Source organism: Paracoccus halophilus (assembly GCF_000763905.1).
GTDB lineage: Bacteria > Pseudomonadota > Alphaproteobacteria > Rhodobacterales > Rhodobacteraceae > Paracoccus > Paracoccus halophilus.
In genome coordinates this window covers 1-26,560 of the sequence record NZ_JRKN01000039.1, presented here as the reverse complement: position 1 = coordinate 26,560, position 26,560 = coordinate 1, and the positions used below count along the sequence as shown (strand labels likewise).

The window sequence follows — 26,560 nt, the reverse complement described above, 5'->3', positions numbered from 1 at the left end:
CTATCATGATGGTGTCTCCGTCTCGCCCTGGTTGCGCCAAGTCCTTGAAGATGCGTGCGAACACACCCATACGAGACCATCTGACGAACCGGTTGTAGAGCGTCTTGTGCGGGCCATACACCGATGGCGCGTCGCGCCACTGCAAACCGTTCCGTTTGACGTAGATGATCCCACTCAGCACCCGCCGATCATCGACCCTTGGTACGCCACGTGATTTCGGAAAGTGCGGTCGAAGACGCTCCATCTGCGCCTCCGTCAACCAGTAGTAGTCGCTCATGTTGCCCCCGTAGTTTGCGGGCGTGAATCACGACTATCCAAAGGGTTCAAGCGGCCTTATGGGTCCTGACCCTAGCGTTCCCTCTTTACGCATCCGTTCACGGACTTCTCTGCCTGTCCTGCTATATTTTCCGGGCGTATCCCCAAGATATTGCAGGCGCTTTGACAGTGGACGCGTCACCCTACCCGTCTGCTCTGCCGTAGCTTCTGCGACTTCGTCAATCTCGCGCGAAGCCGTCTCGGCTGATTCCCGCAAACCGGTTTCGACAGTTTCGCGTGCACCCGTGCGCGCGCCGGCGGCGATGCCCCCGCCGATGCTCAGCGCGCCGCTGGCCAGATCCGTACCATCGCGAATGGCTTCCGCCGTCGCAGGATCCGCACCGAGCGCCTCGGCCGCAGCGCCTGCGGCTTGGGCCGTTATTGTATGCTGGAACTCACCCGTCCAGGCCGTCTGCAACCCTGTCCAAGCGTTATCCCAGCCATTGACCCACAGGGCACCGCCCAGAGCTATTGCCCCGATCCCCGGTGCGGTTCCTACGCCCGTAGGTGTTGCAACCGCACCACCAGTGACCAACGCTCCGCCACCGATGGCTTCCGCCGCGCCGCCGACCGCTTGGACAACGCCGACGCCCCTGGTCAGAACGCGACTGTGCTCGCGATCGAAATCAGCGATAGCCTGAGCGGCAGAGCTTGCTGCGGACACGCCCAACGCGTCGCGGACATGATCAATGCAGGCCCGGCGTCGCGAGGGGCTCAGAAGTTTCCCTTTGCAGCCTCGGCCAGAATAAGTTTGTCCAGCGTCAGGTCTGAAACCGCACGCCGCAGCCGTTCATTTTCCAGCTGCAGACGCTTCAGTTCCTTCAGCTGATCTACACCCATTCCGCCGTATTTCTGACGCCAGCGGTAATAGCTCTGTTTGACAACGCCGATCTTTCCGATCGCGTCCAGACGGGACATTCCTTGCCCCATCAAGACCTCAACTTGCCGTAACTTCGACACAATCTCTTCCGGCTTCGGTTGCCTGTTTGCCATCTCGGACCCTCCGTTTCCTCGTAATAACGGCGGACCACTTCAATGGGGGGATCAGCAGAGTTCCAGGTCCGTGTCGCCGTCCTGAACGGCTTCATCGCGCTCGGCACGCCCATCACAGATGGTCGCGGGACAGATCCGTGCGGGAAAAGGGGAAGTCCGCTCAGGAGCCGATTTGTGCAACAGAGTCACGCGACGTGACAAAGCACTTTCCGCCTGGCCGGCCTATTGGCAAATCCGCAATTCATGCTTGGTGGAAAAGGTCGGGAAAACCCCGCCGAGGTGATCGCGGATAAGGCCGAACCATCCGGGATAGGCCGAGGACTACCGCGCTCTTCCGGTATCAAACCCTTTGATATAGGGGTATCAAACCTCATGAGATACAACCGCCCCCGGCCCTGCGGGCCTCCCCCGGGATATTTGCGTGAAAGAGATCATCGAACGGATTGACGGGCTGGGGCCGGGGCGGCGGGTCATCGCCATTCTGGGCGCTCCGGGATCGGGGAAATCCACCCTGGCCGCGCGCGTGGTCGCCGCGCTGGACGGGGCCGCGCTGGTGCCGATGGACGGGTTTCATCTGGATGACCGTCTGTTGAGCGCAGACGGGCTTTTGCAGCGCAAGGGCGCCCCCGAGACCTTTGACGCGGCGGGGTTTCTGTCGCTGATCGGGCGGCTGAAGGCCGGCGGCGAGGTTGTCCATCCGGTCTTTGACCGAAGCCGGGAGCAGGCCATCGCCGGGGCCGCGCGGGTCCGGGCGGACACCCGGCTGGTGGTGGTCGAGGGCAATTACCTGCTTCTGGATCGCGCCCCGTGGCGCGATCTGGCCGGGCTTTGGGATCTGTCGGTAATGCTGGATGTGCCGATGGCCGAGCTGCGGCGCCGTCTGACGGCGCGCTGGCGGGGCTTCGGCAAAAGCCCCGGCGAGGTCGAGGCGCATCTGCGGAACGATCTGGCCAATGCCGAGACGGTGCTGCGCGAATCGCTTGGCGCGGATATGCGGGTGACGAATATCTGACATCCGATGCTGGCCGGTCGCCGCACTTTGCATGCGGCACCGGACAGGCATATATTGGGGCAAGGCTCATCCATGCGGAGTTGCGCCATGTTTCACCTTGTCTTGCCTTCGGTCGTTCTGGCCCTGGCGGTGCTGGTCGCCGCCCCTGTGGCGCATGCGGATGTGACCGTCACCTATATCGCGCCGGAGAGGTTCCGCGACCGCGAATTCCGCAACTCGCACAAGCGCGCCCTTGCCCTGGCCGAGTTCGACCGCGAATTCGAGGAACTCGGCAGCCGCTATCTGCCCGACGGCAGCGATCTGGCGGTCGAGGTGCTGGACATCGACCTGGCGGGCGATTTCGAGCCCTGGGATTTCGATTATCGCGATGTCCGCATCATGCGCGAGACGACGCCGCCGCGCATGCATCTGCGCTATGTCCTCAGCGAGGGCGGCCGGGTGCTGGCCCGCGATGAGGTGCGGATCACAAATATGCGCTATCTTTCCGATCCGCGCGCAAACCGCCTCAACGGGCGGTTTTCCCATGACATGCGCCTGCTTGGCGACTGGTTCCGCAAGACGTTTTTCCGCCCGGCTGACCGGGCGGCTGCGACGCCGGGAACCTGAACGGCCGGGCGGCGACGGCCACAGGCTCGTGAAAAGAACGTCCCGACAGTTTTCCCGGCCGCCGTTGTCGGCGCGCGCCCCATAGCCTAACAAGAATACCGACAGGCCGGCCGGGCGCAACGGGTCCGGGCCGGCGCGGCGTCCGAACTGAAGGCGGAGAAACGCAGATGCTGACCCAGATCATAGACGGTGTCATTCTGGTAACGCTGACCGTGGCGATCCACAGCCTGGTTCTGGGCTGGAGCCTGCGCGGCGTCGAGGCCCGGCAAAGCGCCGCGCGCGCCGCATTGCCGGCGCGGGTCCTGCTGCTGGCGCGGCTGGCGATTCTGGTGATCTTTGCGCATCTTTTCGAGATCGTGGTCTGGGGCGTTTATTACGACTGGCGCGGTGTGCTGGACGGGCTTGAGCAGTCGTTCTATTTCAGCGCCGTGACCTATGCCACGATCGGTTACGGCGATGTCGTGCCACCGCATGAATGGCGGGTCCTGGCCTCGGTCGAGGGGCTGACCGGGATCCTGATGTGCGGCTGGTCGGGCGGTTATTTCTTTGCCGTCGTCTCGCGCATCTACCGCCTCGACTGAAACGCCCGGAGCCTGCCATGTTCATCCTCGCGAGTTTTGTGCTGCTGATCTACGGCTTCAGCCTGATATCGAAACAGGTCGAGCGGACCCGCATCACCGCGCCGATCGTCTTTACCGTCATGGGCATCTTGGCCGGCGGCGCGACCCGGGGCCTGGAACCCGATCCGCTGAGCCTCCAGATCTTTCTGAACGTGGCAGAACTGGGGCTTGTGCTGCTGCTGTTCACCGATGGCAGCCAGGTCAGCTACCAGTTCCGCGGCGGGCTGCGTTCCCTGCCGGGCCGGCTGCTCTCGGTCGGGATGTTGCTGAGCATCGCACTGGGAATGGGCGTGGCGCTGTTGCTGTTCGGCGAGCTGTCGATCTGGGAGGCCGGCATCCTTGCCGCGATCCTCGCCCCCACCGATGCCGGGCTGGGCAAGGCCATCGTCTCGGACGAGCGCGTGCCGCTGCGCATCCGGCAGGCGCTGAATGTCGAGGCCGGGCTGAATGACGGTCTGTCGGTGCCGTTCCTGCTGTTCTTCATCGCGCTGGCGATCGGCACCGGGGCCGAGGGTGAAAACGTCACCCTGGTGCAATATTTCATCGAGCAGTTCGGCTATGGCGCCCTGATCGGGCTGGTCATCGGCGGCGTGGGGGGTCGGCTGTTCGCGGCCGCCTCGCGCCGGGACTGGATCGGATCGGGCTATCGCGAACTGGGTTTCGCGGCGCTGCCGATCCTGTGCGTCCTGGCCTCGGAGATCAGCGGCGCCAGCATGTTCATCGCCGCCTTCATCGCCGGCCTGGCCGTGCCCCGCCCCAACCCGGACGAACGCGACCTGGCCGCCCACAGCATCGCCTTCGCCGAAAACTGGGGCGAGATGATCAACCTCACGGTATTCTTCCTGTTCGGCCTGCTGGTGGCCGGGGAATGGCAGGGGCTGAGGCCGGTGCATTTCCTTTACGCCGCGCTCAGCCTGACGCTGATCCGCATGGTCCCGGTTGCGCTGGCGCTGGCCGGGACCGGGCTGCACCGCGCGACGCTGCTGTTCATGGGCTGGTTCGGGCCGCGCGGGCTGGCCTCGATCGTGCTGGGGCTGGTCTATCTGGAACACGCGGCCGGGCAGCATGCGCCGGCGATCCGGCTGACCGTCATCGCAACGGTGCTTGCCAGCATCCTGCTGCATGGGCTGAGCGCCAAGCCCGGCGCCCGGCGCCTTGGCGGGGTGATGGACAGGCTGCCCGCCGATATTCCCGAAAAGCTGCGCCGCGATCAAGCGGCGCCCGCGCCGCGCGACGCATCCCCGAAGGGCTGAAGCGGGGGCGTCACTGGCCCGGCGCGCGCCCCAGATGCAGCCGCAGCGCCTGCGCGGCGGCGGGGCCGATCAGCGATCCATGCGTTTCCTTCGGATGCGGCTGCTAGTCCAGATCCAGCCCCTCGATCCCCGACAGGGCGGCGACAATATCCGGAGCGCCAGGCTGCCGGGGCGCCGGGGTGGTCTCCTCGCCCCAGCCGCCCGATGTGGCGATCAGCAGCTTGATCTCGGGCGCGATCCGGCCGCCGGCGGCCGCGACGCCGCCCGCGAATGACGCGGCCTCGCGCAGCATTTCCCCGGCATTCCACCAGATCGAGGGATCGGCCGCCGCGAACCGTCTGAACAGGCCGGGCCGGGTGAACAGCGCATGCAGGACGAACAACCCGCCCAGCGAATGCCCGAACAGCGTCATGTCCTCGGGATCGAGCGGCAGCCTGCGCCGCAGTTCCGGCAGCAGCCGGTTGGCGATCATGTCGAGAAACGCCTCCCGCCCGCCGGTCTTGCGGTCGCCGGGGCCGCGCCTGCCGCCCGCCAGCGGATCAGCGGGCCGCAATTCGGCCGAGGTCAGGTCGAACCAGCGCCGGTCGGTGTCGAAACGGCTGGCGACCGGATAGCCGATGCCGATCAGGACGACGGGGGCATCGGCGGCGGTGGCCGCGCGGTGGCGCCACAGCATCGGAAAGGTCGCGTTGCCATCAAGCGCGATCAGCGCGGAATAGCCCCGCGACGGCGGCGGCACCGTCGGCAGGCCGACAAGGATGCGCCAGGCCGACTGATCCGGACCCAGGTCAAAGCTGCTGGCACGGGGATCCTCGACAATCTCGGCCGGCCGATTGCCATGCGACCACGCCGGGCGCCGCTCTTGCGCCTGCGACCTGCTGGACAGGGCAAGGGCGAGCCCGGCGATCAGGGCGCGGCGCGACAGGGGCAGGGTCATGCGGTTCTCCGGCAACGGTCGGTCGCTGGCTGGAAATGGCTGGTGACAGAGGCGCTTCGGCTAGCACCAATGGACGGGACGGGCAAGCCGGCACCGTCAGGGTGGCGAGAGCGGCCGGTTCTCGAATATCGTCTCCATCGAGAATACCCCGGTGACGCGTTCCAGATCCATATCGGCGATCAGCTGTTTGTACAGCCTGTCGTAATCGGCCATGCCGGGGACCACCGCCTTGGCCATATAGTCCCATTCGCCGCCGATGCGGTGGAATTCGGTGATCTGCGGCAGCGCCTCGATCCGGGCGCGAAACCGGCGTGCCCATGCGTCGTCATGATGTCGCGTGCGGATCATGACAAAGACGGTCAGCGGCAGCCCCAGCGCGGCGGCGTCGATCCGGGCCCGGCTGCCACGCAGCACGCCCGCCTCGGTCAGGCGCTGCAGACGCCGCCAACAGGCGTTCTGCGACAGGCCGACGCGCTCGGCCAGTTCGCGCTGCGACAGGCTGGCATCGGCTTGCAGCAGCATCAGCATCCGGTTGTCGATTTTATCAAAACTGGTTTTTCTATCGTTCATTCGACAACCTATAGGCGCTGATTACGGTTATATTCAGAATGATTTCTCACATCTGACGGGTCAAGATGGCATCACGGAAAGAGGTATGTGATGCCGGTCTTTGACAGCTATCTTGCGCTTTTGGGCGACGCGCCGCTGGAGCGCGTCCATGCCGGTCTGATCGGCCGCGATGCCGTGATCGACGGCCCTTTCGGGCCACGGCCGATGATCTATGCGGATTACGTCGCCTCGGGCCGGGCGCTGCGCCAGATCGAGGAATGGGTGATGTCCCGGGTCCTGCCCTGGTATGCCAACAGCCATACCGAGGCCAGCCATTGCGGCGGCACCATGACCCGGATGCGCCGCGCCGCGCGCGCCGCCATCGCGCGATGCGTGGGTGCGGGCCCCGAACATGCGGTCGTCTTTGCCGGCTCGGGCGCCACGCAGGGGATCAACCGGCTGGTGCATCTGCTGGGCGCCGGGCCGGGTCGCACGGTGCTGATCGGCCCCTATGAGCATCACTCGAACATCCTGCCCTGGCGCGAAAGCGGCGCCACGGTGATCGAGATCCCCGAGGCGGCAGCCGGCGGCCCCGACCTCGACGCGCTGCGGGATGCGCTGGTGCGTGCCGAAGGGCCGGTCATCGGCAGCTTTTCGGCGGCCTCGAACGTCACCGGCGCGCTGACGGATGTGGCGCGCGTGACCGCGATCCTGAAGGCGGCCGGGGCCAGGGCGGTCTGGGACTATGCCGGCGGCGCGCCCTATCTGCCCATCGACATGGGGCTGGGCATGGATGCGGTGGTCGCCTCGCCGCACAAGTTCATCGGCGGGCCGGGCGCCTCGGGCGTCATGATCCTGCGCCGCGACGCGGTCGAGGCGACGCGCCCCACTCTGCCCGGCGGCGGCACGGTGCGCTTTGTCTCACCCGACGGCCACGATTATTCCGGCGCGATCGAGGCCCGCGAAGAGGGCGGCACCCCGAACGTGATCGGCGATATCCGCGCCGCGCTGGTCTTTCTGACCAAGGCCGCCGTGGGCCAGGACGTGATCGGGGCGCGCAATGCCGAATGGCTGGCCCTGGGGATGAGGCGGCTGGCCGGGCATCCGATGATCGAGCTGCTGGGCAATCCCGAGGCGCCGCGCCTGCCCTTTTTCAGCTTTCGCCTCCGCGACGGTCGGGGCGACTTCATTCACCAGCAGCTGGTGACGCGGATGCTGTCGGACCTGCACGGCGTGCAGGCACGCGGCGGCTGCGCCTGCGCCGGGCCCTATGTCCACCACCTGCTGGGCCTGACGCAGGCGGAATCGCAGCGGATGCGCGCCGCGATCCTGGCCGGGGACGAGATCGAAAAGCCCGGCTTTACCCGGCTGAACCTGTGCTGGGCCGCCTCGCGGCCCGAGGTCGAGGCGATCCTGGACGCGGTCCGCGATCTGGCCACCCATGCGCGGGACCATCTGGCGCATTACCGCTGCGACCGCGCGACAGCGATCTTCACCCCCATCGCGGCCGAGTGACGGCGATCATGGGCTGAACCGCCCGTTGTCAGGACCGGGAGTCGCTCGGCAGACCGGGTGAAGGCTGGGTTTCGGCCGTCGCGGGGATCCGCGCCAGCTGCACCATCAGGATTCCCGCCGCGACGATCATGGCCCCGATCACGTCCGAGGCCCCGAAGCGTTCGCCCAGCAGCAGCGCTGCAATGGCCACGCCGAAGATCGGCGACAGAAAATGAAAGGTCGCGGCGCGCACCGCTCCGATGCGGTTGACCAGCAGGAACCACAGCCAGGTCGCGACGATCCCCGGCGCCAGCACGGTATAGGCGAATGCCAGCACCAGTTGCGGACTCCAGTCCACCGTCGCGCCCCATTCCATCGCGACCGCCGGGACCAGCAGCGCCAGCGCCCCCACCGCCATCTGCAGGCCGACGATCATCATCATGTTGCGGCTGCCGCCCGCGCCGCGCGCCGCCAGCGTGGCCGCGGTCAGGGCAACCATCGCCAGCAGGCACAGCAGCAGCCCCGGCACGCTGAGTCCAAGCCGCAAGCGCACGCCCATGATCAGCATCACCCCGGCGACCCCGGCGATCAGCCCGGCCACGGCGATCGGGCGCAGCCGCTCGCCATAGACCACCCAGCCCAGAAAGGCGACCAGAAGCGGCATCATCGAGGCGATGATCGCGGCGGCCGAAGCCTCGATGAACTGCATGGCGATCCAGTTCAGGCCCAGGTAAAGCGCGTTCTGGCACAGGCCGAACACGATCACCGCACGCCATTCGCCCCGGCTGAGACGCCAGTGCTGGCCCATGGCGCGCGCCAGCGCGATGGCCACCACCGCCGACAGCGCAAAGCGGATCACCAGCGCCGTCAGCGGCGGCGCGGCGATCACGATCATCCGCGTCGTGGTGAATGCCGAGGCCCACATGAGCGCGAAGCCCAGCCCCATCAGAATGGCCCTGAAATCCATGCGCCGCCCCTTGTCCCGTTCCCCATGGGCTAGCAGATGGTGCCGCGGTGGCAAGGGCCAGCGGCCGACCGGCCGGGCAAAAGCGCGCCGGGATGCAAAAAGGGCCGCGCAGGAAATGCGCGGCCCCGATTGGAACGATTGCCGGAAATCAGGCGTTCACGCTGTCCTTCAGCGCTTTCGCGATGGTGACCTTGACCACCTTGTCGGCCGGCTTGGTCATCATCTCTTGCGTCTGCGGATTGCGGACCTGACGCTCGGGGCGCGCACGGCAAGCGACTTTTCCGATGCCCGGCAGCGTCACGGCGCCACCGTCAGCGACAGTCTTGGAAACGATCGCCGACAGCGCGTCCAGCGCCGCATTGGCCGTTTTCTTGTCGCTGCCCATCTCTTCGGCGAGCGTCGCCACCAGCTGGGTCTTGGTCATCGGTTTCGTAGCGGCCTGAGCCATTTTCTGTCTCCTCGTTGTTCCCCGTTCGGGAAATTTCGGACGCCACCTTGGCGGCACGAAAGCCGCTACACAAGCTTTTTGAGCATAGTTCAAGCATTTTCCTTTGTTTTCGTTGACCCGACCTAACGAAAACTTCAAGAAAGCCCCGTTTCAGAGGAAGGCCGTCTCGTTGAACGAGCGCAGCTTGCGCGAATGCAACCTTTCAAGCGGCGTCTCGCGCAGCTTTTCCATCGCGCGAATCCCGATCAAAAGATGGTTCGCGACCTGCGTGCGATAGAAATCCGAGGCCATGCCGGGCAGCTTCAGCTCGCCATGCAGCGGCTTGTCGGAAACGCAAAGCAGGGTGCCGTAGGGGACGCGGAAACGAAAACCGTTCGCCGCGATGGTCGCGCTTTCCATGTCCAGCGCCACGGCGCGCGACTGCGACAGGCGCTGCACCGGGCCGGACTGGTCGCGCAACTCCCAGTTGCGGTTGTCGATGGTGGCCACGGTGCCGGTGCGCATGATCCGCTTGAGCTCGTAGCCCTCGAGCCGGGTGACCTCGGCCACCGCGTCCTGCAGCGCCACCTGCACCTCGGCCAGGGCCGGGATCGGCACCCAGACCGGCAGGTCGTCGTCCAACACGTGATCCTCGCGCAGATAGGCATGGGCCAGCACGAAATCGCCCAGGCTCTGCGAATTGCGCAGCCCGGCGCAATGGCCGACCATCAGCCAGGCATGCGGGCGCAGCACCGCGATATGGTCGGTCGCCGTCTTGGCATTCGACGGCCCGACGCCGATATTGACCAGCGTGATGCCGTCGCCATCGCGGCGTTTCAGGTGATAGGCCGGCATCTGCGGCATCTTGGCGCCGGTGACGATGATATCCTCGGGGCGTTCCAGCCGCTGATTGCCGGGACTCACGAATTCCGTATAGCCCGAGGCAGGATCGGCCAGCGCCTGCCGGGCAAAGACCTCGAACTCGTCGACATAGAACTGGTAATTGGTGAACAGGACGAAATTCTGGAAATGCTCGGGCAGGGTCGCGGTGTAATGCGCCAGCCGCGCCAGCGAATAATCCACCCGCTGCGCGGTAAAGGGCGCCAACGGCTGGCTGCCATCCGGGTTCGGCCCGGCCGTGCCGTTCACGATATCGTCGTTCATCGTGTTCAGGTCCGGCACGTCGAAGACATCGCGCAGCGAATAGTTCAGCACCCCCTCTTGCGGCACGTTCAGGTCGCTTTGCGTGGCCACCGCGAAATGCACCGGCATCGGCGTGTCGCTGTCGCCGACCGAAACCCGCACGCCATGGTTCTTCATCAACAGGCCGATCTGTTCGGTCAGATAGCCACGGAACAGGTCGGGCCGGGTGACCGAACTGGCATAGATCCCGGGCACCGAGACATGGCCAAAGGACAGGCGCGAATCAACCTTGGTGTGATCCGGCACATTGATCCGCAATTCGGGGTAGAAGGCGCGGAATCGCGCGCGCGGCCGGCTCCCTTGCAGCGTCGCGACGAAATGCTCGAGCAGGAAGCAGGTGGCGCGGTCGTAAAGCTCTATCAGATGCTCGGCCGCCGCGCCGGCATCGTCGAAATATTCGCGCGCGGCGGGCTCGGGGGTTTCCATTGGCAAGGTCCGGTCTTCTGTCATGGCGCGCGCTCCCGTTTGGCGCGACTGTGCCAGCGCGGCGGCGGGGTGGCAAGCAGCAGCGCGGCACCCTATCTGTTCGGGAAAGGAGTTATCCGCATGCAGTTTTCCATTCTCGACCTGGCCGTGGTGGCCGAAGGCTCGGACGCACGTCAGGCGATTGCCAATTCCGTCGCGCTGGCGCAGGCGGCCGAGGGCTGGGGCTATCACCGGTTCTGGCTCGCCGAACATCACAACATGCCCGGCATCGCCAGTGCCGCGACCTCGGTGCTGATCGACCATGTCGCCGGGCATACGAAAACCATCCGCGTCGGCGCTGGCGGCGTCATGCTGCCCAACCACGCACCACTGGCCATTGCCGAACAGTTCGGGACGCTCGCCACCATCCATGGCGACCGCATCGACCTGGGGCTGGGTCGCGCGCCCGGCGGCGACGGGGCGGTGATGCACGCGCTGCGCCGCGCCATGCAGCGCAACGAGGATTTCCCAAATGACGTGGTGGAACTGATCCGCTATCTGGGTCCGCCGCAGCCCGGCGCGCCGGTCGCGGCCCATCCCGGCCAGGGCACGAATGTGCCGGTCTGGATCCTGGGCTCGTCGCTTTACGGCGCCAGCCTCGCCGCCGTGCTGGGCCTGCCCTATGCCTTTGCCAGCCATTTCGCGCCCGGCGATCTGGACGCGGCCCTGCAATTGTATCGCCAGCGCTTCGAAGCCACCGAATTCGGCCAGAAGCCGCGCTTCATGCTGGCGGTGAACGTGATCGTCGCCGATACCGACGATCAGGCGCGGCGCCTGCGCACCAGCCAGCAGATCAGTTTCGCGCGGCTGCGGACCGGCATGCCCGGACTGCTGCCGCCGCCGGTCGATAACCTGCAGGACGCGGTCCCGGCCCGCATCCTGCCCACGGTCGATGCCGCGCTGGCGGTCAGCGCGGTTGGTGCCCCCGCCACCGTCGCGGCCGAGCTTGAGCGGCTGATCGCGCGCTACCAGCCCGACGAACTGATCCTTGTCGGCAATATCTTCGAGCAGCAGGCCCGCCACCGATCCTTTGCCATGGCGGCCGAGATCCTGCGGGGGCGCGGATGATGCGGATGCTGGTCCTGGGCCATGGCTATACCGCCGGTTTTCTGACCGCCCTGCTGACTGCCGAGGGCTGGCAGGTCACGGGCACCACCCGCGGCGATCCGGAACGGCTGCGCGCGGCGGGGGCCGTGCCGCTGCTCTGGCACAGCGACAGCGGCGCGATCCGCGAGGCCATTGCCAAGGCCGATGCGATCCTGGCCTCGGCCGGTCCGGATGGCGGCAGGGATCCGGCGCTGGCCGATTTCACCCCGGATCTGGCCCGCGCGAAGCCGCGCTGGCTAGGCTATCTCTCCACCACCGGCGTTTACGGCGACCGCGATGGCGGCTGGGTGGATGAGAGCTCCGAACTGACCCCCTCGACCCGGCGCGGGCGCGAGCGGGTGGTGGCGGAACAGGCCTGGCAGGCGCTGGCGGCCAAGCATGATCTGCCGCTGCATATCTTTCGCCTTGCAGGCATCTATGGCCCCGGGCGCGGCCCCTTTGCCAAGCTGCGCGCCGGCACGGCGCGGCGGATCGTCAAGCCCGGCCAGATCTTCTCGCGCATCCATGCGGCCGATATCGCGCAGGTGCTGCTGGCCTCGATCCGGGCGCCGCGACCGGGCGCGATCTATAATGTCTGCGACGACGCGCCCTCGCCACCCGAGGACGTGATCGCCCATGCCGCCGAACTGCTGGGCCTGCCCCTGCCCCCGGCCGAGGATTACGCCACCGCCGAGATGACCCCGATGGCGCGCAGCTTCTATGCCGAAAGCAAGCGCGTCTCGAACGCGCTGATCAAGCGGGAACTGGGCGTGCGGCTGATCTACCCCGATTATCGCGCCGGCCTGGCGGACCTGATCGGAACCGAGGCCTAGCGCCCGATCGAACAGCAGCCGGTCAGCATGCGCGAGGGCATGTCCTGCCCGTCCAGGATCACCGTCACCGCGAGCCCATAGGCGCGGTCGGACATGCCGTCCGAACATTGCATCGGCTGCACGACGGCGGTCAGCCGCCCGGTATCGTCGCCCGCGATGATGCCGCGCATCGGGTCGCCCGCGATCCCGCGATCCATGACCTTGCGCAGCGACAGGCGGCGGTCGTCGCGCTCGGGCTCGCCAAGGACCACGCCTTTCTCGACCGTCTTCAGCGACCAGAAGGGCTCGGTTCCGGTGCATTGCAGCGACAGCGGCAGGGCGTCGGATTTCCAGACCGGCGTCTGCGGCTTGAGAAAGCGCAGCGCCACCCAGCCCGAGCCTTCGCCGATATTCACCAGCCCCCATTTGCCCGAGGCGTCGCGGTCGAGCAGTTCGATCCCCTTCGCGGTCGAGGCAAGCTTGCCGACGATCGGGGCCTTGCCATCGGGGGCGGCGCGGACGTTCAGCGTGTCCCAGGTCGCGACCACCGTGACGTCGTAAAGGTTGGGCAGCGGCTGTTGCGCAAAGGCCGGCAGCGGCGCCATCGCGAGCAGTGCGGCCAGCAGGACAGGCCCGGCTTTCATCATCTTCACGCCCGTTGTCCCCCCAGTTTTTCGCCGATCCGCGCCACGCCAAGGACATCGAGCACCCTGGCCTCGATATCCGTGGCCGACATGCCGGCCGCGCGATACATCGCCTCGGGCGAGGCATGGTCGATAAAGGTATCGGGCAGGACCATCTGGCGGAAACGCAGCCCGTGATCGAACACCCCCTCGTCCGAGAGAAGCTGCGCGACAAGGCTGCCAAAGCCGCCCACCGCGCCCTCTTCGATGGTGATCAGCGCCTCGTGCTCGCGGGCAAGGGTCAGGATCAGGCCGCGGTCCAGCGGCTTGGCGAAACGCGCATCTGCCACCGTCGGGCTGATGCCGCGCGCCATCAGCGCCTCGCGCGCGCGCATCACCTCGGAAAGCCGGGTGCCGAATGACAGGACGGCCACGCGCGCACCCCGCGCGATCACCCTTCCCTTGCCGATTTCCAGCGGCTCGCCGCGTTCGGGCATCTCGATCCCGGTGCCCTCGCCGCGCGGATAGCGGAATGCGATGGGGCCGCTGTCATGGGCGGCGGCGGTCGCGACCATATGGGCAAGCTCGGCCTCGTCCGAGGCCGCCATCACCACCATGCCGGGCAGATTGGCCATGAACGCGATGTCATAGGCGCCGGCATGGGTGGCGCCATCGGCGCCCACCAGCCCGGCGCGGTCGATGGCGAAACGCACCGGCAGGCGCTGGATCGCGACATCATGCACGACCTGATCGTAGCCGCGTTGCAGGAAGGTCGAATAAAGCGCGCAAAAGGGCTTCATCCCGCCCGCCGCCAGCCCGGCGGAAAAGGTCACGGCATGCTGCTCGGCGATGCCGACATCGAAACAGCGGCGCGGAAAACGCTCGGCGAACAGGTTCAGCCCGGTGCCGTCGGGCATCGCCGCCGTGACCGCCACGATCCGGTCGTCGCGGCTGGCCTGATCGGTCAGCGCGCGGGCGAAGACCGAGGTATAGCTGGGCGCGTTCGACTTTGCCTTGCTCTGGGTGCCGGTGGCGACGTCGAATTTCGCGGTGGCATGGCCCCTGTCGGCGGCCTGCTCGGCCGGCGCGTAGCCCTTGCCCTTGCGGGTCACCGCATGGATCAGGACCGGGCCGGTCGCGCGCGCCTTGACGGTGCGCAACAGCGGCAGAAGCTGGTCGAGATCGTGGCCATCGACCGGGCCGATATAGGAAAAGCCCAGTTCCTCGAACAGGGTGCCGCCGACGGTCATGCCCTTGAGCATCTCCTTGGCGCGGCGGGCGCCCTCTTGCAGGGGCGGCGGCAGCAGGCCGACGGCGCCCTTGGCCACCGCCTTCAGCTCCTGGAACGGGCCCTCGGAATACAGCCGGGTCAGATAGCGCGACAGCGCCCCGGTGGGCGGCGCGATGGACATTTCGTTATCGTTCAGGATGACGAACAGGCGCTTGCCCAGATCGCCGGCATTGTTCAGCGCCTCGAAGGCCATGCCGGCGCTCATCGCGCCATCGCCGATCACCGCCACCGCGTCGCCCGGATCGCCCCCCAGTTCGCGCGCCATGGCAAAGCCCAGAGCCGCGCTGATCGAGGTCGAGGAATGCCCCGCCCCGAACGGGTCATAGGCGCTTTCCGAACGCTTGGTGAAACCCGACAGGCCCTGCTCCATCCGCAGCGTGCGGATGCGGTCGCGCCGCCCGGTCAGGATCTTGTGCGGATAGCACTGATGGCCGACATCCCAGATGATCTTGTCGCGCGGCGCGTCAAAGACGGCATGCAGCGCCACGGTCAGTTCCACCACGCCCAGCCCAGCGCCCAGATGGCCGCCGGTCACGGAAACCGCGCTGATCGTCTCGGCGCGGAGTTCATCGGCAAGCTGGCACAGCTCGCGATCCGTCAGGTCCTTGAGGTCGGACGGCAGGTTGATCCGGTCAAGAACCGGGGTCGCGGGGCGGTCGGACTGGTCTTTGGTCATTGGCTTGCCCCTTTCCGGGCGGGCTGTCAGGCGTCGCGTTCGATAACGAAACGCGCAAGCCGCCGCAAGTTTTCCGCGGCCTCGCCATAAGGGTCAAGCGCGGATTCGGCGTTGCGGACCAGTTTGCGGGCCTTGTCCCGCGCGCCATCCAGACCCAGCAGCGACACGAAGGTCGCCTTGTTCGCCGTACCGTCCTTGTTCAGGCGCTTGCCGATCTCGGCCTCGTCGCCGGTCAGGTCGAGAATGTCGTCCTGGATCTGGAAGGCAAGCCCCAGATGCCTGGCATATTCCGTCAGCGGCCCGGCATCCTCGCCGGCCATCAGCGCGCCGACGCTGGCCGCGAACCGGATCAGCGCCCCGGTCTTGGCCTGCTGCATGCGCTTGATCGCAGCCAGATCCAGCGGCTCGATCGCGGTTTCGGCCGCGATATCCTGCGCCTGGCCCCAGACCATGCCGCGCGCGCCGACCGCGCCGGCAAAGGCATCGATCAGCGCAAGCCGGGTTTCGGCGGGGCCGATCCGCGCATCGGTCAGAAGCCCGAAGGCCAGGCTTTGCAGCGCGTCGCCGGCAAGGATCGCGGTGGCCTCGGACCATTGCACATGACAGGTCGGCAGGCCGCGGCGCAGGTCGTCATTGTCCATCGCCGGCAGGTCGTCATGGACCAGACTATAGGCATGCAGCGCCTCGACCGCCGTGGCGACGGGCAAGGCGGCCTCGTCCGCGATGCCGAAAAGCCGCGCCGATTCCATGACCAGAAAGGCGCGGATGCGCTTGCCGCCGATACAGGCATAGCGCATCGCATCGGCCAGCTCGCCCGGAGGCAGCCCGGCCATGGCCTCTTGCAGCGCGGCCTGAACCTGCGCCTTTACCTCGTCAAGCCGGTCCTGCATCACAGGCCCTCGACCGGAACGGTGCCGTCGGGCTGGCCATCGGCGGCCAGGGTGATCTTTTCGACCCGCTCCTCGGCCTTGCGCAGCACTTCGTCGCAATGTTTGCGCAGCTTCGCGCCGCGTTCGTAAAGGGCGATGGATTCCTCCAGCGTGGCCTCGCCATGCTCAAGCTTGCCGACCGTGGCCTCAAGCTCTTTCATCGCCTCCTCGAAGGACATGTCATTGATCTCGGTCACCCGGCCGTCTCCTTCAGCATTTCGGTCCGGGCGCGCCGAGCGGCCCAGAGCGGCCAGATCATAGCCGCGTTCCGGCGCCGATACCACCGGGGCCGGACATGCCGCCGCGGCATCGCAATTCGCTGGCGAAACGGCAATCGGGCGGCCTGTGCGGCGACCGGCCCGGAAAAGAATCGGCTGGCGGGGCCGGCCGCGACCGGATCAGGCGCGCAGGCGCTGGCCGTCATGGCCGGTGACGGCGATTTCCATCAGCGTGCCCTCGGGCATGTCGCGATCAAAGGCGACCTCGGTGAAATGCTCGGTCCGGCCAAGGCGCGGCCCTTCGGTCAGGATCATGCGCCTTTCGCCGACCTGCGCATCCAGATGCCGCGCCAAGGCGGCATTGCCCGCCGCCCGCAGCCGTGCCGCGCGATCCCTGATCGCCGGGCCGGGGACACGCGGCATCCGCGCGGCGGGCGTGCCCTTGCGCGCGGAATAGGGAAAGACATGCAGGAATGTCAGGCCGCAGTCGGTGACCAGTTTCAGGCTGTTTTCAAACATCTCCTCGGTCTCGGTCGGGAAACCGGCGATGATATCGGCGCCGAAGACGATGCCGGGGCGCAGCCTGCGGGCATCCTCGCAGAAACGAATGGCATCGTCGCGCAGGTGGCGGCGCTTCATGCGCTTGAGGATCATGTCATCGCCCGCCTGCAGGGACAGGTGCAGATGCGGCATCAGGCGCGGCTCGGTCGCGATGGCCAGCATCAGGTTCTCATCCGCCTCGATGCTGTCGATGGAACTGATCCGCAGGCGCGGCAGATCGGGCACCAGGCGCAGGATGCGCATGACCAGATCGCCCAGCCGGGGCGTGCCGGGCAGGTCCGCGCCCCAACTGGTCAGATCGACCCCGGTCAGCACCACCTCGTTGAAGCCGCGATCGCGCAGCCGCCTGATCTGATCCACCACCACACCCGCCGGCACGCTGCGCGAATTCCCGCGCCCGTAGGGGATGATGCAGAAGGTGCAGCGGTGATCGCAGCCGTTCTGCACCTGCACATAGGCGCGATAGCGGCCGAATCCGTCGATCAGGTGGCCGGCGGTCTCGCGGACCGACATGATGTCGTCGACCTGCACCTTTTCGGTCTGCCCGATCAGGTCCGGCGCCTGCATCCGCGCCCATGTCGCGGGCTGCATCTTCTCGTGATTGCCGATGACGCGGGTGACCTCGGCCATGGCGGCGAATGTCTCGGGCTCGGTCTGGGCCGCGCAGCCGGTGACGATGACCGGCGCGCCGGGGTTTTCGCGCGCCAGCCGGCGGATTTCCTGACGCGCCTTGCGCACCGCCTCGGCCGTAACCGCGCAGGTGTTCACGATCACCGCGCCCTTCAGGCCGGCGGCATCGGCCATTTCGCGCATCGCCTCGGTCTCATAGGCATTGAGCCGGCAGCCAAGGGTCGCGAAAACCGGAGGGCTTGCATCCGTCATCCCCGCCACACCCCGTCAAAGACATGCGCGGTCGGCCCGGTCATCCAGACGCCATCCGCGCGCCAGTCGATTTCCAGCATGCCGCCGGGGACATTGACCCGGACGCGCCGCCCGGTCAGGCCGCGCCGCGCCGCCGCGACCACCGCCGCGCAAGAGCATGACCCCGAGGCCAGCGTGATCCCGGTGCCGCGTTCCCAGATCCGCAGGATGATTTCATCTGACGAGACGACCTGCACGATTTCGACATTGGTCCGCTGCGGATAAAGCGGATGATGCTCATGCGCGGGTCCGAAGCTTTCCAGATCGAGCGCCGCCGCATCGGCCACGAAGAACGTCATATGCGGGTTGCCCATTCCCGTCGCGACCGGATCGCCGTCGATCGGCAGATGCAGCGTGTCGAGATCCTCGGCCAGCGGAATTTTCGCCCAGTCCAGCACCGGCGCGCCCATATTGACGCGGGTCAGGCCCTGCCCCGCATCCTCGGCCGCCAGCACCGCGTGATCGGTGGCAAGCCGCAGGCTGCGGGCGCCGCTTTCTTCCATCAGGTGGCGCGCGACGCAGCGCGTGGCATTACCGCAGGCCGCCGAGAACGACCCGTCGGCATTGTAGAAGACCAGCCGCGCATCGGCATTGTCGCCGGGCAGGATCACCGCCAGTTGATCGAATCCCACGCCGCGATGGCGGTCGGCCATGGCCGCAACCGTCGCGGCATCGGGCAGCGCGCCGGTGCGGCGGCTGTCGATGACGACGAAATCATTGCCCAGCCCGTGCATCTTCATGAAGGGCAGCACGGCGCCGGTCGCGGGGGTAACCTGTTTCTCCATCCCGGTCACATAATCCCGCCCGAGAGATTCTGCCAGAGGCCGCGCTTTTTCCGCTTGACCCTGCCCGGCCACGCCCCTAGTAAGCCGGCCTGTGAAGTGGGCCCGTAGCTCAGTCGGTAGAGCAACTGACTTTTAATCAGTGGGTCACAGGTTCGAATCCTGTCGGGCTCACCACTTTTCATAATTGTGACAGGTGACACCTGAGTTGGCCATTTGGGACAGCTTTCTGCCCATTTGCGACAGAAGTTCTGTCCATTGCCCTCAGAAGCACAGCTTGGCGGGCTTCCTGACACTCTGGATGCCAAGGCCGCCTTGGCGATATCCACTCCGGCTTTCAATGCTGGGCATCTTTCGTCAGCGCGATGGCGAGAACGGCCGATGCTGTTGAAAAAGTCTCTGTTGCAGTGCGGCAAGTCTTTCGATGCAGTCAAACATCTCTGGTCTTTCGAAGGTGGTAGCGCCGCAACCGAGATCTCTGCGGAATTTGGGGCGGATGATGAGCCCGAAGAGAGCGACTCATAGCGACCATTTCGGAGTTTTTTGTGTCAAAATTTATGTCCCGCTTCACCGGCCACCATTGCCGCCCCCCGCCCGGGACAGCGCCGGGCGGACGGGGAAGGCAGCGGGCCTAGCGCACCTGCCCCAGCCTGCCGGCGGCGATGGCGGCCATGTTCAGGATGTCGTTCACCGTCGAATTGGTCGAGCAGATCTGGATCGGCTGCGGCACGCCGGTCAGAATCGGGCCAATCACCGTGGCGCCGGCCATTTCCTGCAGCAGCTTAACCGAGATGCTGGCCGAGTGCCGCGCCGGCACCACCAGAACATTCGCCGGCCCGGTCAGGCGCGAGAACGGGTATTTCGCCGCCTGATCGGGGTTCAGCGCGACATCCACGGTCATCTCGCCCTCATATTCGAAATCGACGCCGCGCGCGTCCAGCACCTCGGTCGCCTGCGCCATCTTGACCGCGCGTTCGCTGCGCGGATAGCCGAAGTTCGAGAAAGACAGAAAGGCCACGCGCGGCTCGAGCCCCAGCCCGCGCGCGACATGTGCGCCGCGCGTCGCGATCTCGGCCAGGTCCTCGGCCTCGGGCCATTCATGGACCAGCGTGTCGCCGATCACGATGATGCGGCCGTTATGCAGGACCGCCGTCAGCCCTACCGCGCCATCGGTCGGCTTGACGTCGAAGACCGTGCCGATCTGTGCCAGCACCGGCGCGTTCTTGCGCGTGGCGCCGGTCACCAGCCCGTCGCCATGGCCATGCGCCAGCATCAGGGAGGCAAAGACATGCCGGTCCCGCGCCGCCAGCTTGAAGGCATCCACGCGGTCGAACCCCTTGCGTTGCAGACGCGCGTAAAGCGCGTTCTGATAGCTCTCCAGATGCCGGGTGTTCGAGGCGTTGACGATGGTCAGTTCGCGCGCCGCCTCGCCAAGCCCGGCGGCCTCGAGTTGTTCCCTGACATCCGCCTCGCGGCCGACGACCAGCGACTGGCCCATGCCGCCGCGCTGCCACGAGATGGCGGCGCGCAACACGCGCAGGTCGTCGCCCTCGGCAAAGATCATCCGGGCCTGGGCCTGACGCGCGCGGGCGTGAATGCCCTGCAGCACCGCGGCGGTCGGGTCCATCCGGGCCTGCAGCGCGCGGGTATAGGCCTCCATGTCGATGATCGGCCGGCGCGCCACGCCGGTATCCATCCCGGCCTGGGCCACGGCCGGAGGCACGACATGGATCAGACGCGGATCGAAGGGGGTCGGGATGATGTAGTCGCGGCCGAATTGCAGCTTGCGCCCGTAAGCCACGGCGACCTCATCGGGCACGTCCTCGCGCGCCAGTTCGGCCAGCGCGCGGGCGCAGGCGATCTTCATCTCGTCATTGATGGCGCGGGCATGAATGTCCAGCGCGCCCCGGAACAGATAGGGAAAGCCCAGGACGTTGTTCACCTGATTGGGGTAATCGCTGCGGCCGGTGGCGACGATCGCATCGGGGCGGACGGCATGGGCATCCTCGGGGGTGATTTCCGGGTCCGGGTTGGCCATGGCAAAGATCACCGGGTTTTCGGCCATGCTCTGCACCATTTCCTGCGTCACCGCCCCCTTGGCCGAGACGCCCAGGAACACGTCGCAGCCCTTCATCGCCTCTTGCAGGCTGCGCAGCTCGGTCTTGACCGCATGGGCCGATTTCCACTGGTTCATGCCCTCGGTCCGGCCCTGCCAGATCACCCCCTTGGTGTCGCACATGATGCAGTTCTCGTGCCGCGCGCCCATGGATTTCAGCAGTTCCAGACAGGCGATCCCGGCGGCGCCGGCGCCATTGAGGACGATCTTCACATCCTCGATCTTCTTGCCCGACAGTTCCAGCGCGTTGATCAGCCCGGCCGCGCAGATCACCGCCGTGCCGTGCTGGTCGTCATGGAAGACGGGAATGTCCATGAGTTCCTTGAGGCGCTGCTCGATGATGAAACATTCCGGCGCCTTGATATCCTCAAGGTTGATGCCGCCGAAGGTCGGCCCCATCAGGCGCACGGCCTGGATGATCTCGTCCGCGTCCTCGGTATCCAGTTCGATATCGATGGCATTCACATCGGCAAAGCGCTTGAACAGCACCGCCTTGCCCTCCATCACCGGTTTCGAGGCCAGCGCGCCCAGATTGCCCAGGCCAAGGATCGCGGTGCCGTTCGACACCACCGCGACCATATTGCCCTTGACGGTATAGTCATAGGCGGTCTCGGGGTTTTCGGCGATCGCCTCGACCGGGACCGCAACGCCCGGCGAATAGGCCAGCGACAGGTCGCGCTGCGTCGCCATCGGGGTCGAGGCCACGATGTCGAATTTCCCCGGCCGCGGCTCCAGATGATAGGCAAGCGCCTCTTCCCTTGTGATGCGGGATTTATGGGGGGTGTTGTCGTCGCTCATCTCGGGGTTCCTCCGCTCTTTCCCCATGGATAGAGCGTTGCGGCACGAATCCGAAAGAGCAAAAACGCAACCTGCCTGCCGTCAGGGCAACAGGGCCGCCATGATCGCATCGCGGTGCAGGCCGAAAGACAGGCTGGCGGCGACCCCGGCCAGAACGACGGCGATCAGGTCATGGCGCGGATCCCATGCCTGGTGCTGACGCGCCAGCCAGACCGTGACGGGATAGCAGAAAACCTGCGCAAGCGCCTGCCCCGCCAGCAATCCGGGCAGGCCGTAAAGAAACGCCCCGACGGTCACCAGCAGGAAATAGATCACGGCGCGGCTGGACTGCATGACGAAGAAGCCGCGCGAATCCGCCTGCGCCAGCGCCGCGTATTCATAGCTGATCGGTATGATCTGTATCATCTGGATGCAGGCAATCGCGACCAGGATCCCGCCCGCATCCGCATAGCGCGGATCGTAAAGCAGTTCGACCAGAGGCGGGCCGGCCCAGGCCAGGATGACGGCCACCGTCAGCAAGAGCGCGGTCAGCCAGGCACGGGTGCGCGCCAGGATACGCCTGTTCTCGGCCCCATCGGCGGGCGGATGCTGGCGATACATGGGGATGAACAGTCGCGCCGCGATCGAGGTGCCCAGCATCGTCGGCACCGTCGCCAGGAACAGGCCGATATTGTAGATCCCAAGCTGTTCCAGCGTCAGCACGCGCCCCAGCACGATCCGGTCACCCTGAAACAGCAGGAAACCGCAGATGGTGCTGAAGAATATCCATTTGCCGAATTTCATCACCTCGGCGCGGGCCTCCGGCTCCATCCGCAGGCGGTTGCGGTGTCCCGGCAGGAACAGATGGAACATCAGCAGCTGCGCGAATGCGCCCAGCACATTGCCCCAGACCAGCGCCCAGACCGATTGCAGGATCAGCGCCGCCGCGATGGTCAGCAGGATGCCGATCAGCTGATTGCCCAGCTCGACCATGGTCAGGCGGCCAAGCATCAGATGGCGCGTGGCCGAATCGATCCGGGTCGGGAAAAAGCCGCCCACGATCAGCGAACTGGCCGCCACCGGGAACACCCAGGCGAATTGCGGCGCGTCATAGAACCAGGCCAGCGGCCAGGCCATGGCGGTCGCCGCCAGAAAGATCAGAAAGCCGCGGATGATCTTGAGCGTCCAGATCGTATCGAGGAATGCCGGATCGTCGCCGCGCTTGCTTTGCATGATCGAGGGGCCGAAACCCATGTCACTGAACATGGTCAGGCCGATCAGGAAGCTGGTGACCAGCGCCATCAGGCCGAAATCCTCGGGGCTCAGGATGCGGGTCAGGATCAGGTTCGAGGCAAGCCGCATGATCTGGCCCAGGCCGAAATTGGCCATCGACCAGGCGCCGCTGCCCAGGGCGCGCGACGCGAAGCTCTTTTCCGGAGCGCTGGCGGTGACGGCCTCGCCCCCTCGATCCGCGGCCATTATCCAAGCCTCTCCGTCGGCGTGGCGACCACGCCCGGCGAAGGCAGGCCCGGAACCCTGCCGATCAGCCATAGTGCGACGAAGGCGCCGAGCACCAGCACCGCCACCACATAGACATGGCGGTAGCGGCGCGCGGTCACCTCTGCCGGGGTCGGGCGGTAGGGCAGCGAAATGATCGGCCGCGTGCCGGTGGCGCGGGCAAACTGCCTTTCGCGGCGCAGGGCCGGTTTCATCAGCTCCAGGACAAAGGCCGCCAGCAGCGCCAGGGCACCGCTGGCGCCCGCGCCCATGACCGCTTTCTTCTTGCGGTCGGAAAGAACGGGATTTTCCGGCGGAACGGCCTCTTCCAGCAGCAGGAAACGCTCGGCCTGATCATTATTCATCAGCAATTGCTGGGTTTCCACCTGGGCGATCTGGCGCGAGATTTCCGCATAACGATCCTGCAGGCGCCGCAGCTGGCGGTTCATCGCGTCCAGTTCGCGGGCGACCTGTGGGATTCGCGCGCGGGCGAGCGCGATTTCCTTGCGCCGCGCGTCCAGCGCGATCTTTTCCTGGTTCAGCTCTTCCAGCTGCGTATCTATCAGTTCGAGCTGGCGCAGGGTAACATCCGGCGCGCTGATCTCGACACCGCTGTTCAGACGCTCGAGATTCGCCTCCAGGCGCGCAATCTCCGGGTGCTCGGGCGCAAGTGTCCGCCGGGCCTGCGCCAGTTCGATCTCGGCCGCGCGCACCTGCTGCACCAGCGAAGACGAGGATCGCGTGCCCATGGCAGCGAGGTTCCCCGCCTCAAGCGCCAGCCGCTCGCGCTGCAGGGCCATGATGTCGCGGTCGGCCGCGCTTTCCAGCTCGTTCAGCTGGCCCAGCTCGCTTTGCACGAATTCTTGCGAGGTCGGCAGCGAATCCTCGTTCCTGGCGCTATATTCGACGATCTGACGCTCATAGGCGGCAAGCTGTTCGTTCAGGCGGCGTTCCTCGCCCGCCAGGAACTCATAGGATTCCTCGATCCGCGCCTTGCGGTTGTCCCGGTCGCGATTCACGACGCTGTCGGCGAAGTCATTGGCGATCGCCGCCGCGGTCCTTGCCGTTCCGGCCTGCGAGGTGATGATGATCGCCGCCAGCGACATGCGCGAATCGACCGAAACGCCGGGGGCGGAAATGCTTTCGATCCGGGTCGAACTGCGCAGCGCCTGCAGCTTGTCGCTTTCGCTGAGTTCCGGCGTATCCGCGAAAAGCCCCAGCCGCTCGACCACGTCGCGCAGGTTGGCGCGCGCCATCAGGCGCTGTTCGATCAGTTGCACCCGGCGCGAGGCGGGCAGGGAACTGTCGCTGCCCTGGTCGATCGCCGCCGGCATGTCCAGCTGGATCACGGCCGAGGCCTGATAGGTTCGCGGCGAGGAAACGATCATGTAGAACGAGATCAGCACGCCAAGGACCGAGATCGTCAGGATCAGCGGCAGGCGCCGCCAGATCAGCGAGATCATGTCCTCCAAGGATTGTATCGGTCCCAAGTTTCGACCCTATCTAAGCAGTTTAACCTTCGGCCTTGTTCAATACGATGCCCATGACTGGCGGCATTCCGACCAGCAACCGTTCGCATTCGCGCATATCCGCCGCGGTGCCGTTGCGGCCATCCGCCACCAGCAGCAGCGCATCCGCCAGCGGCAGGCTGGCCAGTGCCGCATCGGCGCTGAGCAGGGCGGCGGTATCCAGGATCGCGACCTCGGCGGGATGGGACTCGTGGAGCCGCTGCATGGCATCGAGCAGAACCTTGTCCTGCAGCAGTTCGGCGGCCCCGTTTTCGGGACGGGCCGGGGCCAGCGCGGAAAGATTCGGCGATTCGGCCAGGGACACCACCAGACCATCCAGATCGCGGCCCGCGCTCAGCGCCGCCGAAACCGGGCCGCAACCCGGGATGCCCAGCATTTCGGCCACGCCGGGATTGCCCAGGTTCAGATCTATCAGCGCGACCTGCGTGTGCGGCTGCCGGGCCAGCGCCAGCGACAGATGCACCGCGACATATGTGCCCCCTGCCCCCGGCGTCACCGGGACCACGGCAAGGCGGCTCCAGCCGCGGTTGCGCATTTCGCGCAAGACCCGCGTCCGCAACAGCGAAAACCGCTGCGAGACGACGGCGGCATGCTTGGCGTCCGAGGCCATCGCCGCCGCCTCGCGCCGGATGAACTTGCTGGAAACCTTGTTACGCAGCCTCTCGGGCGCGATCTGGGCATCCGGCAGCTGGTCCGGAATTTGTCCTGATGCAGGCTTCAAACCTGTGGCCCCCCTGCCTCTCGTTACATCCGTCCGGCTCATCGCCATCCCGGCGCCGGCGAATTGCCCGACATCGGTATGCTAAGTTCCCGGCATGGTGGTCACAACTGAAAACCGTCCAGGACGCGAGAATGCTGCGTATTTCCTTGCTTCGCCGCGGCACGGCACTTACTTCGTGATCGTCATACACAGTTTTCCTCGATTGCCGCCAGATGACCATTTGTACCATTGTCCTGCCCGCCCATGACGAGGCGGATTACATCGGCGGCTGCCTGGAAAGCCTGCTCCGGCAGACGCATGCCGGCCCGGTCGAGGTGATCACGGTCGCGAATGGCTGCCGGGACGATACCGCCGAACGGGCGCGCGCGCTCGTCCCGCGCTTCACCGCCAGAGGCTGGGTCCTGCGGGTCGAGGAACTGGCGCAGGGCGGCAAGATCGGCGCGCTGAACCACGGCGATTCCTGCGCCAAGCCCGGTATCCGCCTGTATCTTGACGCCGATATCCGTCTGGGCCCGGACCTGCTGTCGGGCATCGTCCGGGTGCTGGACGTGCCGGAACCGCGCTATGCCGGCGGGCGCCTGGTGGTCGCCCCCGCCCGCAGTTGGGTATCCCGCAGATATGCCCGGTTCTGGCAGAAGCTGCCCTTCGTCGCGCAGGGCGTCACCGGGGCGGGCCTGTTCGCGGTCAACGAGGCGGGGCGCGCCCGCTGGGGGGCGTTTCCGCAGGTCATTTCGGACGACACATTCGCGCGCCTGCAATTCACCGAGGCCGAACGTTTCCGTGTCGACGAACCCTATGAATGGCCGCTGGTCGAGGGGTTCTCGTCACTGGTACGCGTGCGGCGGCGACAGGATCAGGGCGTCGCGGAAATCGCGCGGCTCTACCCTGAACTGCCCGCGCGTCAGGGTCACGTCCGTCCCGACAGGACCGAACTGGCCCGCCTGGCCGCGGCCGATCCGCTCGGCTTTGCCGCCTATGCGGCGGTCGCCCTAGCGGTGCGTTCGGGGCGCAACCGGCAGGAATGGGCACGCGGGCGGTAATGTGCTTCGGGATTAAAGCGTTTTGCATTTAATCTGAGGCATATCCGGCAGCTTTGAGGAAGTTCCAGCATTCGTCTGGATGGAACATGTCACAGATGTCACCAAGGGCTTCGAACAAGGCATCAAAGGTTCTGGCGCCG

The 26,560-nt window shown here is 66.3% G+C and carries 24 protein-coding genes, 1 tRNA gene and 1 pseudogene; 9 read left to right on the top strand and 17 right to left on the bottom strand.

From position 1 onward, the window contains the following. Window positions 1–277: IS5 family transposase (locus IT41_RS20270; protein WP_036741137.1), on the bottom strand; the 277-nt coding region annotated here is incomplete at its 3' end. 696 nt (window positions 278–973) lie between these two features. Continuing rightward, window positions 974–1,308: pseudogene (locus tag IT41_RS17135) on the bottom strand (transposase); the annotation flags it as partial. 421 nt (window positions 1,309–1,729) lie between these two features. On the opposite strand from IT41_RS17135, the gene IT41_RS21925 reads away from it, so the two are divergent. From IT41_RS21925 to IT41_RS17115, 4 genes are all read left to right on the top strand, one after another. Beyond that, on the top strand, window positions 1,730–2,320 hold the full coding sequence (locus IT41_RS21925; RefSeq protein WP_036743662.1) for a nucleoside/nucleotide kinase family protein: 591 nt from the start codon (window positions 1,730–1,732) through the stop codon (window positions 2,318–2,320). 87 nt (window positions 2,321–2,407) lie between these two features. Continuing rightward, window positions 2,408–2,926 carry a DUF3016 domain-containing protein gene (locus tag IT41_RS17125; protein WP_052081735.1) on the top strand — a complete coding sequence of 173 codons (519 nt, stop codon included), beginning with the start codon at window positions 2,408–2,410 and terminating at the stop codon, window positions 2,924–2,926. Window positions 2,927–3,093: 167 nt separating this feature from the next. Beyond that, window positions 3,094–3,507, top strand: coding sequence for a potassium channel family protein (locus tag IT41_RS17120; RefSeq protein ID WP_036743661.1), 414 nt, complete (start codon window positions 3,094–3,096; stop codon window positions 3,505–3,507). Between the two features lie 17 nt (window positions 3,508–3,524). Next, on the top strand, window positions 3,525–4,799 hold the full coding sequence (locus tag IT41_RS17115) for a cation:proton antiporter (RefSeq protein WP_036743659.1): 1,275 nt from the start codon (window positions 3,525–3,527) through the stop codon (window positions 4,797–4,799). Between the two features lie 103 nt (window positions 4,800–4,902). Here the strand turns inward: IT41_RS17115 and IT41_RS17110 are convergent, their stop codons facing one another. Together IT41_RS17110 and IT41_RS17105 are read right to left on the bottom strand one after the other, a co-directional pair. Further along, complete coding sequence (locus IT41_RS17110; protein WP_231564805.1) at window positions 4,903–5,736, bottom strand: alpha/beta hydrolase; 834 nt, start codon at window positions 5,734–5,736, stop codon at window positions 4,903–4,905. 96 nt (window positions 5,737–5,832) lie between these two features. Continuing rightward, the gene (locus IT41_RS17105) at window positions 5,833–6,306 is read right to left on the bottom strand and encodes an Lrp/AsnC family transcriptional regulator (RefSeq protein WP_036743658.1); all 474 of its coding nucleotides are present in this window, start codon (window positions 6,304–6,306) and stop codon (window positions 5,833–5,835) included. A gap of 90 nt (window positions 6,307–6,396) precedes the next feature. Between IT41_RS17105 and IT41_RS17100 the strand changes: the two genes are divergently transcribed. Next, on the top strand, window positions 6,397–7,800 hold the full coding sequence (locus IT41_RS17100; RefSeq protein ID WP_036743657.1) for an aminotransferase class V-fold PLP-dependent enzyme: 1,404 nt from the start codon (window positions 6,397–6,399) through the stop codon (window positions 7,798–7,800). A gap of 28 nt (window positions 7,801–7,828) precedes the next feature. Here the strand turns inward: IT41_RS17100 and IT41_RS17095 are convergent, their stop codons facing one another. From IT41_RS17095 to IT41_RS17085, 3 genes are all read right to left on the bottom strand, one after another. After that, a complete protein-coding gene (locus IT41_RS17095; RefSeq protein WP_036743655.1) occupies window positions 7,829–8,746 on the bottom strand; it encodes a DMT family transporter in 918 nt (305 codons plus the stop codon). 148 nt (window positions 8,747–8,894) lie between these two features. Beyond that, on the bottom strand, window positions 8,895–9,194 hold the full coding sequence (locus IT41_RS17090; protein ID WP_036743653.1) for an HU family DNA-binding protein: 300 nt from the start codon (window positions 9,192–9,194) through the stop codon (window positions 8,895–8,897). 150 nt (window positions 9,195–9,344) lie between these two features. After that, complete coding sequence (locus IT41_RS17085) at window positions 9,345–10,826, bottom strand: AMP nucleosidase (protein WP_036743652.1); 1,482 nt, start codon at window positions 10,824–10,826, stop codon at window positions 9,345–9,347. Between the two features lie 96 nt (window positions 10,827–10,922). Here IT41_RS17085 and IT41_RS17080 point away from each other — a divergent pair, with 96 nt between their 5' ends. Next, complete coding sequence (locus IT41_RS17080) at window positions 10,923–11,909, top strand: LLM class flavin-dependent oxidoreductase (protein ID WP_036743651.1); 987 nt, start codon at window positions 10,923–10,925, stop codon at window positions 11,907–11,909. Then, the gene (locus tag IT41_RS17075) at window positions 11,906–12,760 is read left to right on the top strand and encodes an SDR family oxidoreductase (protein ID WP_036743649.1); all 855 of its coding nucleotides are present in this window, start codon (window positions 11,906–11,908) and stop codon (window positions 12,758–12,760) included. Before IT41_RS17080 ends, IT41_RS17075 begins: the two co-directional genes overlap by 4 nt. Here IT41_RS17075 and IT41_RS17070 read toward each other — a convergent pair. From IT41_RS17070 to dapF, 6 genes are all read right to left on the bottom strand, one after another. After that, a complete protein-coding gene (locus tag IT41_RS17070; protein WP_052081734.1) occupies window positions 12,757–13,386 on the bottom strand; it encodes a COG3650 family protein in 630 nt (209 codons plus the stop codon). The two genes, IT41_RS17075 and IT41_RS17070, sit on opposite strands and share 4 nt — an antisense overlap. A gap of 2 nt (window positions 13,387–13,388) precedes the next feature. Next, window positions 13,389–15,329 carry a 1-deoxy-D-xylulose-5-phosphate synthase gene (gene dxs / locus IT41_RS17065; RefSeq protein ID WP_036743647.1) on the bottom strand — a complete coding sequence of 647 codons (1,941 nt, stop codon included), beginning with the start codon at window positions 15,327–15,329 and terminating at the stop codon, window positions 13,389–13,391. Window positions 15,330–15,355: 26 nt separating this feature from the next. Then, window positions 15,356–16,219: a polyprenyl synthetase family protein gene (locus IT41_RS17060; protein WP_036743646.1), complete on the bottom strand. Its 864-nt coding sequence runs from the start codon at window positions 16,217–16,219 to the stop codon at window positions 15,356–15,358. Beyond that, window positions 16,219–16,455, bottom strand: coding sequence for an exodeoxyribonuclease VII small subunit (locus IT41_RS17055; protein ID WP_036743669.1), 237 nt, complete (start codon window positions 16,453–16,455; stop codon window positions 16,219–16,221). Before IT41_RS17055 ends, IT41_RS17060 begins: the two co-directional genes overlap by 1 nt. A gap of 201 nt (window positions 16,456–16,656) precedes the next feature. After that, on the bottom strand, window positions 16,657–17,919 hold the full coding sequence (gene mtaB, locus IT41_RS17050) for a tRNA (N(6)-L-threonylcarbamoyladenosine(37)-C(2))-methylthiotransferase MtaB (RefSeq protein ID WP_036743645.1): 1,263 nt from the start codon (window positions 17,917–17,919) through the stop codon (window positions 16,657–16,659). Then, window positions 17,916–18,743: a diaminopimelate epimerase gene (gene dapF / locus IT41_RS17045; RefSeq protein ID WP_052081733.1), complete on the bottom strand. Its 828-nt coding sequence runs from the start codon at window positions 18,741–18,743 to the stop codon at window positions 17,916–17,918. The genes mtaB and dapF overlap by 4 nt, the downstream gene beginning before the upstream one ends. 98 nt (window positions 18,744–18,841) lie before the next feature. Here dapF and IT41_RS17040 point away from each other — a divergent pair. Then, window positions 18,842–18,917 (top strand) — tRNA-Lys (locus IT41_RS17040). Window positions 18,918–19,371: 454 nt separating this feature from the next. On the opposite strand, the gene IT41_RS17035 is transcribed toward IT41_RS17040, so the two are convergent. From IT41_RS17035 to IT41_RS17020, 4 genes are all read right to left on the bottom strand, one after another. Next, window positions 19,372–21,654 carry an NADP-dependent malic enzyme gene (locus tag IT41_RS17035; protein ID WP_036743644.1) on the bottom strand — a complete coding sequence of 761 codons (2,283 nt, stop codon included), beginning with the start codon at window positions 21,652–21,654 and terminating at the stop codon, window positions 19,372–19,374. Between the two features lie 81 nt (window positions 21,655–21,735). Then, entirely contained in the window at window positions 21,736–23,112 is a 1,377-nt protein-coding gene (locus IT41_RS17030; RefSeq protein WP_036743643.1) for an oligosaccharide flippase family protein, read from the bottom strand. Next, window positions 23,112–24,593 carry a GumC family protein gene (locus IT41_RS17025; RefSeq protein WP_231564803.1) on the bottom strand — a complete coding sequence of 494 codons (1,482 nt, stop codon included), beginning with the start codon at window positions 24,591–24,593 and terminating at the stop codon, window positions 23,112–23,114. The genes IT41_RS17030 and IT41_RS17025 overlap by 1 nt, the downstream gene beginning before the upstream one ends. Window positions 24,594–24,642: 49 nt before the next feature. Beyond that, window positions 24,643–25,380 (bottom strand): P-loop NTPase family protein, encoded by a 738-nt coding sequence (locus IT41_RS17020; protein WP_036743641.1) that lies wholly within the window; start codon window positions 25,378–25,380, stop codon window positions 24,643–24,645. A gap of 212 nt (window positions 25,381–25,592) precedes the next feature. Between IT41_RS17020 and IT41_RS17015 the strand changes: the two genes are divergently transcribed. Beyond that, a complete protein-coding gene (locus tag IT41_RS17015; protein WP_036743640.1) occupies window positions 25,593–26,420 on the top strand; it encodes a glycosyltransferase in 828 nt (275 codons plus the stop codon). Window positions 26,421–26,560: the final 140 nt, after the last annotated feature.

Excerpts from the sequence above, each read along its gene's own strand:
- IT41_RS17125 (WP_052081735.1), top strand. The coding sequence starts at position 2,408 with ATGTTTCACCTTGTCTTGCCTTCGGTCGTTCTGGCCCTGGCGGTGCTG.
- IT41_RS17120 (WP_036743661.1), top strand. The coding sequence starts at position 3,094 with ATGCTGACCCAGATCATAGACGGTGTCATTCTGGTAACGCTGACCGTG.
- IT41_RS17115 (WP_036743659.1), top strand. The coding sequence starts at position 3,525 with ATGTTCATCCTCGCGAGTTTTGTGCTGCTGATCTACGGCTTCAGCCTG.
- IT41_RS17110 (WP_231564805.1), bottom strand. The coding sequence starts at position 5,736 with ATGACCCTGCCCCTGTCGCGCCGCGCCCTGATCGCCGGGCTCGCCCTT.
- IT41_RS17105 (WP_036743658.1), bottom strand. The coding sequence starts at position 6,306 with ATGAACGATAGAAAAACCAGTTTTGATAAAATCGACAACCGGATGCTG.
- IT41_RS17100 (WP_036743657.1), top strand. The coding sequence starts at position 6,397 with ATGCCGGTCTTTGACAGCTATCTTGCGCTTTTGGGCGACGCGCCGCTG.
- IT41_RS17095 (WP_036743655.1), bottom strand. The coding sequence starts at position 8,746 with ATGGATTTCAGGGCCATTCTGATGGGGCTGGGCTTCGCGCTCATGTGG.
- IT41_RS17090 (WP_036743653.1), bottom strand. The coding sequence starts at position 9,194 with ATGGCTCAGGCCGCTACGAAACCGATGACCAAGACCCAGCTGGTGGCG.
- IT41_RS17085 (WP_036743652.1), bottom strand. The coding sequence starts at position 10,826 with ATGACAGAAGACCGGACCTTGCCAATGGAAACCCCCGAGCCCGCCGCG.
- IT41_RS17080 (WP_036743651.1), top strand. The coding sequence starts at position 10,923 with ATGCAGTTTTCCATTCTCGACCTGGCCGTGGTGGCCGAAGGCTCGGAC.
- IT41_RS17075 (WP_036743649.1), top strand. The coding sequence starts at position 11,906 with ATGATGCGGATGCTGGTCCTGGGCCATGGCTATACCGCCGGTTTTCTG.
- IT41_RS17070 (WP_052081734.1), bottom strand. The coding sequence starts at position 13,386 with ATGATGAAAGCCGGGCCTGTCCTGCTGGCCGCACTGCTCGCGATGGCG.
- dxs (WP_036743647.1), bottom strand. The coding sequence starts at position 15,329 with ATGACCAAAGACCAGTCCGACCGCCCCGCGACCCCGGTTCTTGACCGG.
- IT41_RS17060 (WP_036743646.1), bottom strand. The coding sequence starts at position 16,219 with ATGCAGGACCGGCTTGACGAGGTAAAGGCGCAGGTTCAGGCCGCGCTG.
- mtaB (WP_036743645.1), bottom strand. The coding sequence starts at position 17,919 with ATGACGGATGCAAGCCCTCCGGTTTTCGCGACCCTTGGCTGCCGGCTC.
- dapF (WP_052081733.1), bottom strand. The coding sequence starts at position 18,743 with ATGGAGAAACAGGTTACCCCCGCGACCGGCGCCGTGCTGCCCTTCATG.
- IT41_RS17035 (WP_036743644.1), bottom strand. The coding sequence starts at position 21,654 with ATGAGCGACGACAACACCCCCCATAAATCCCGCATCACAAGGGAAGAG.
- IT41_RS17030 (WP_036743643.1), bottom strand. The coding sequence starts at position 23,112 with ATGGCCGCGGATCGAGGGGGCGAGGCCGTCACCGCCAGCGCTCCGGAA.
- IT41_RS17025 (WP_231564803.1), bottom strand. The coding sequence starts at position 24,593 with ATGATCTCGCTGATCTGGCGGCGCCTGCCGCTGATCCTGACGATCTCG.
- IT41_RS17015 (WP_036743640.1), top strand. The coding sequence starts at position 25,593 with ATGACCATTTGTACCATTGTCCTGCCCGCCCATGACGAGGCGGATTAC.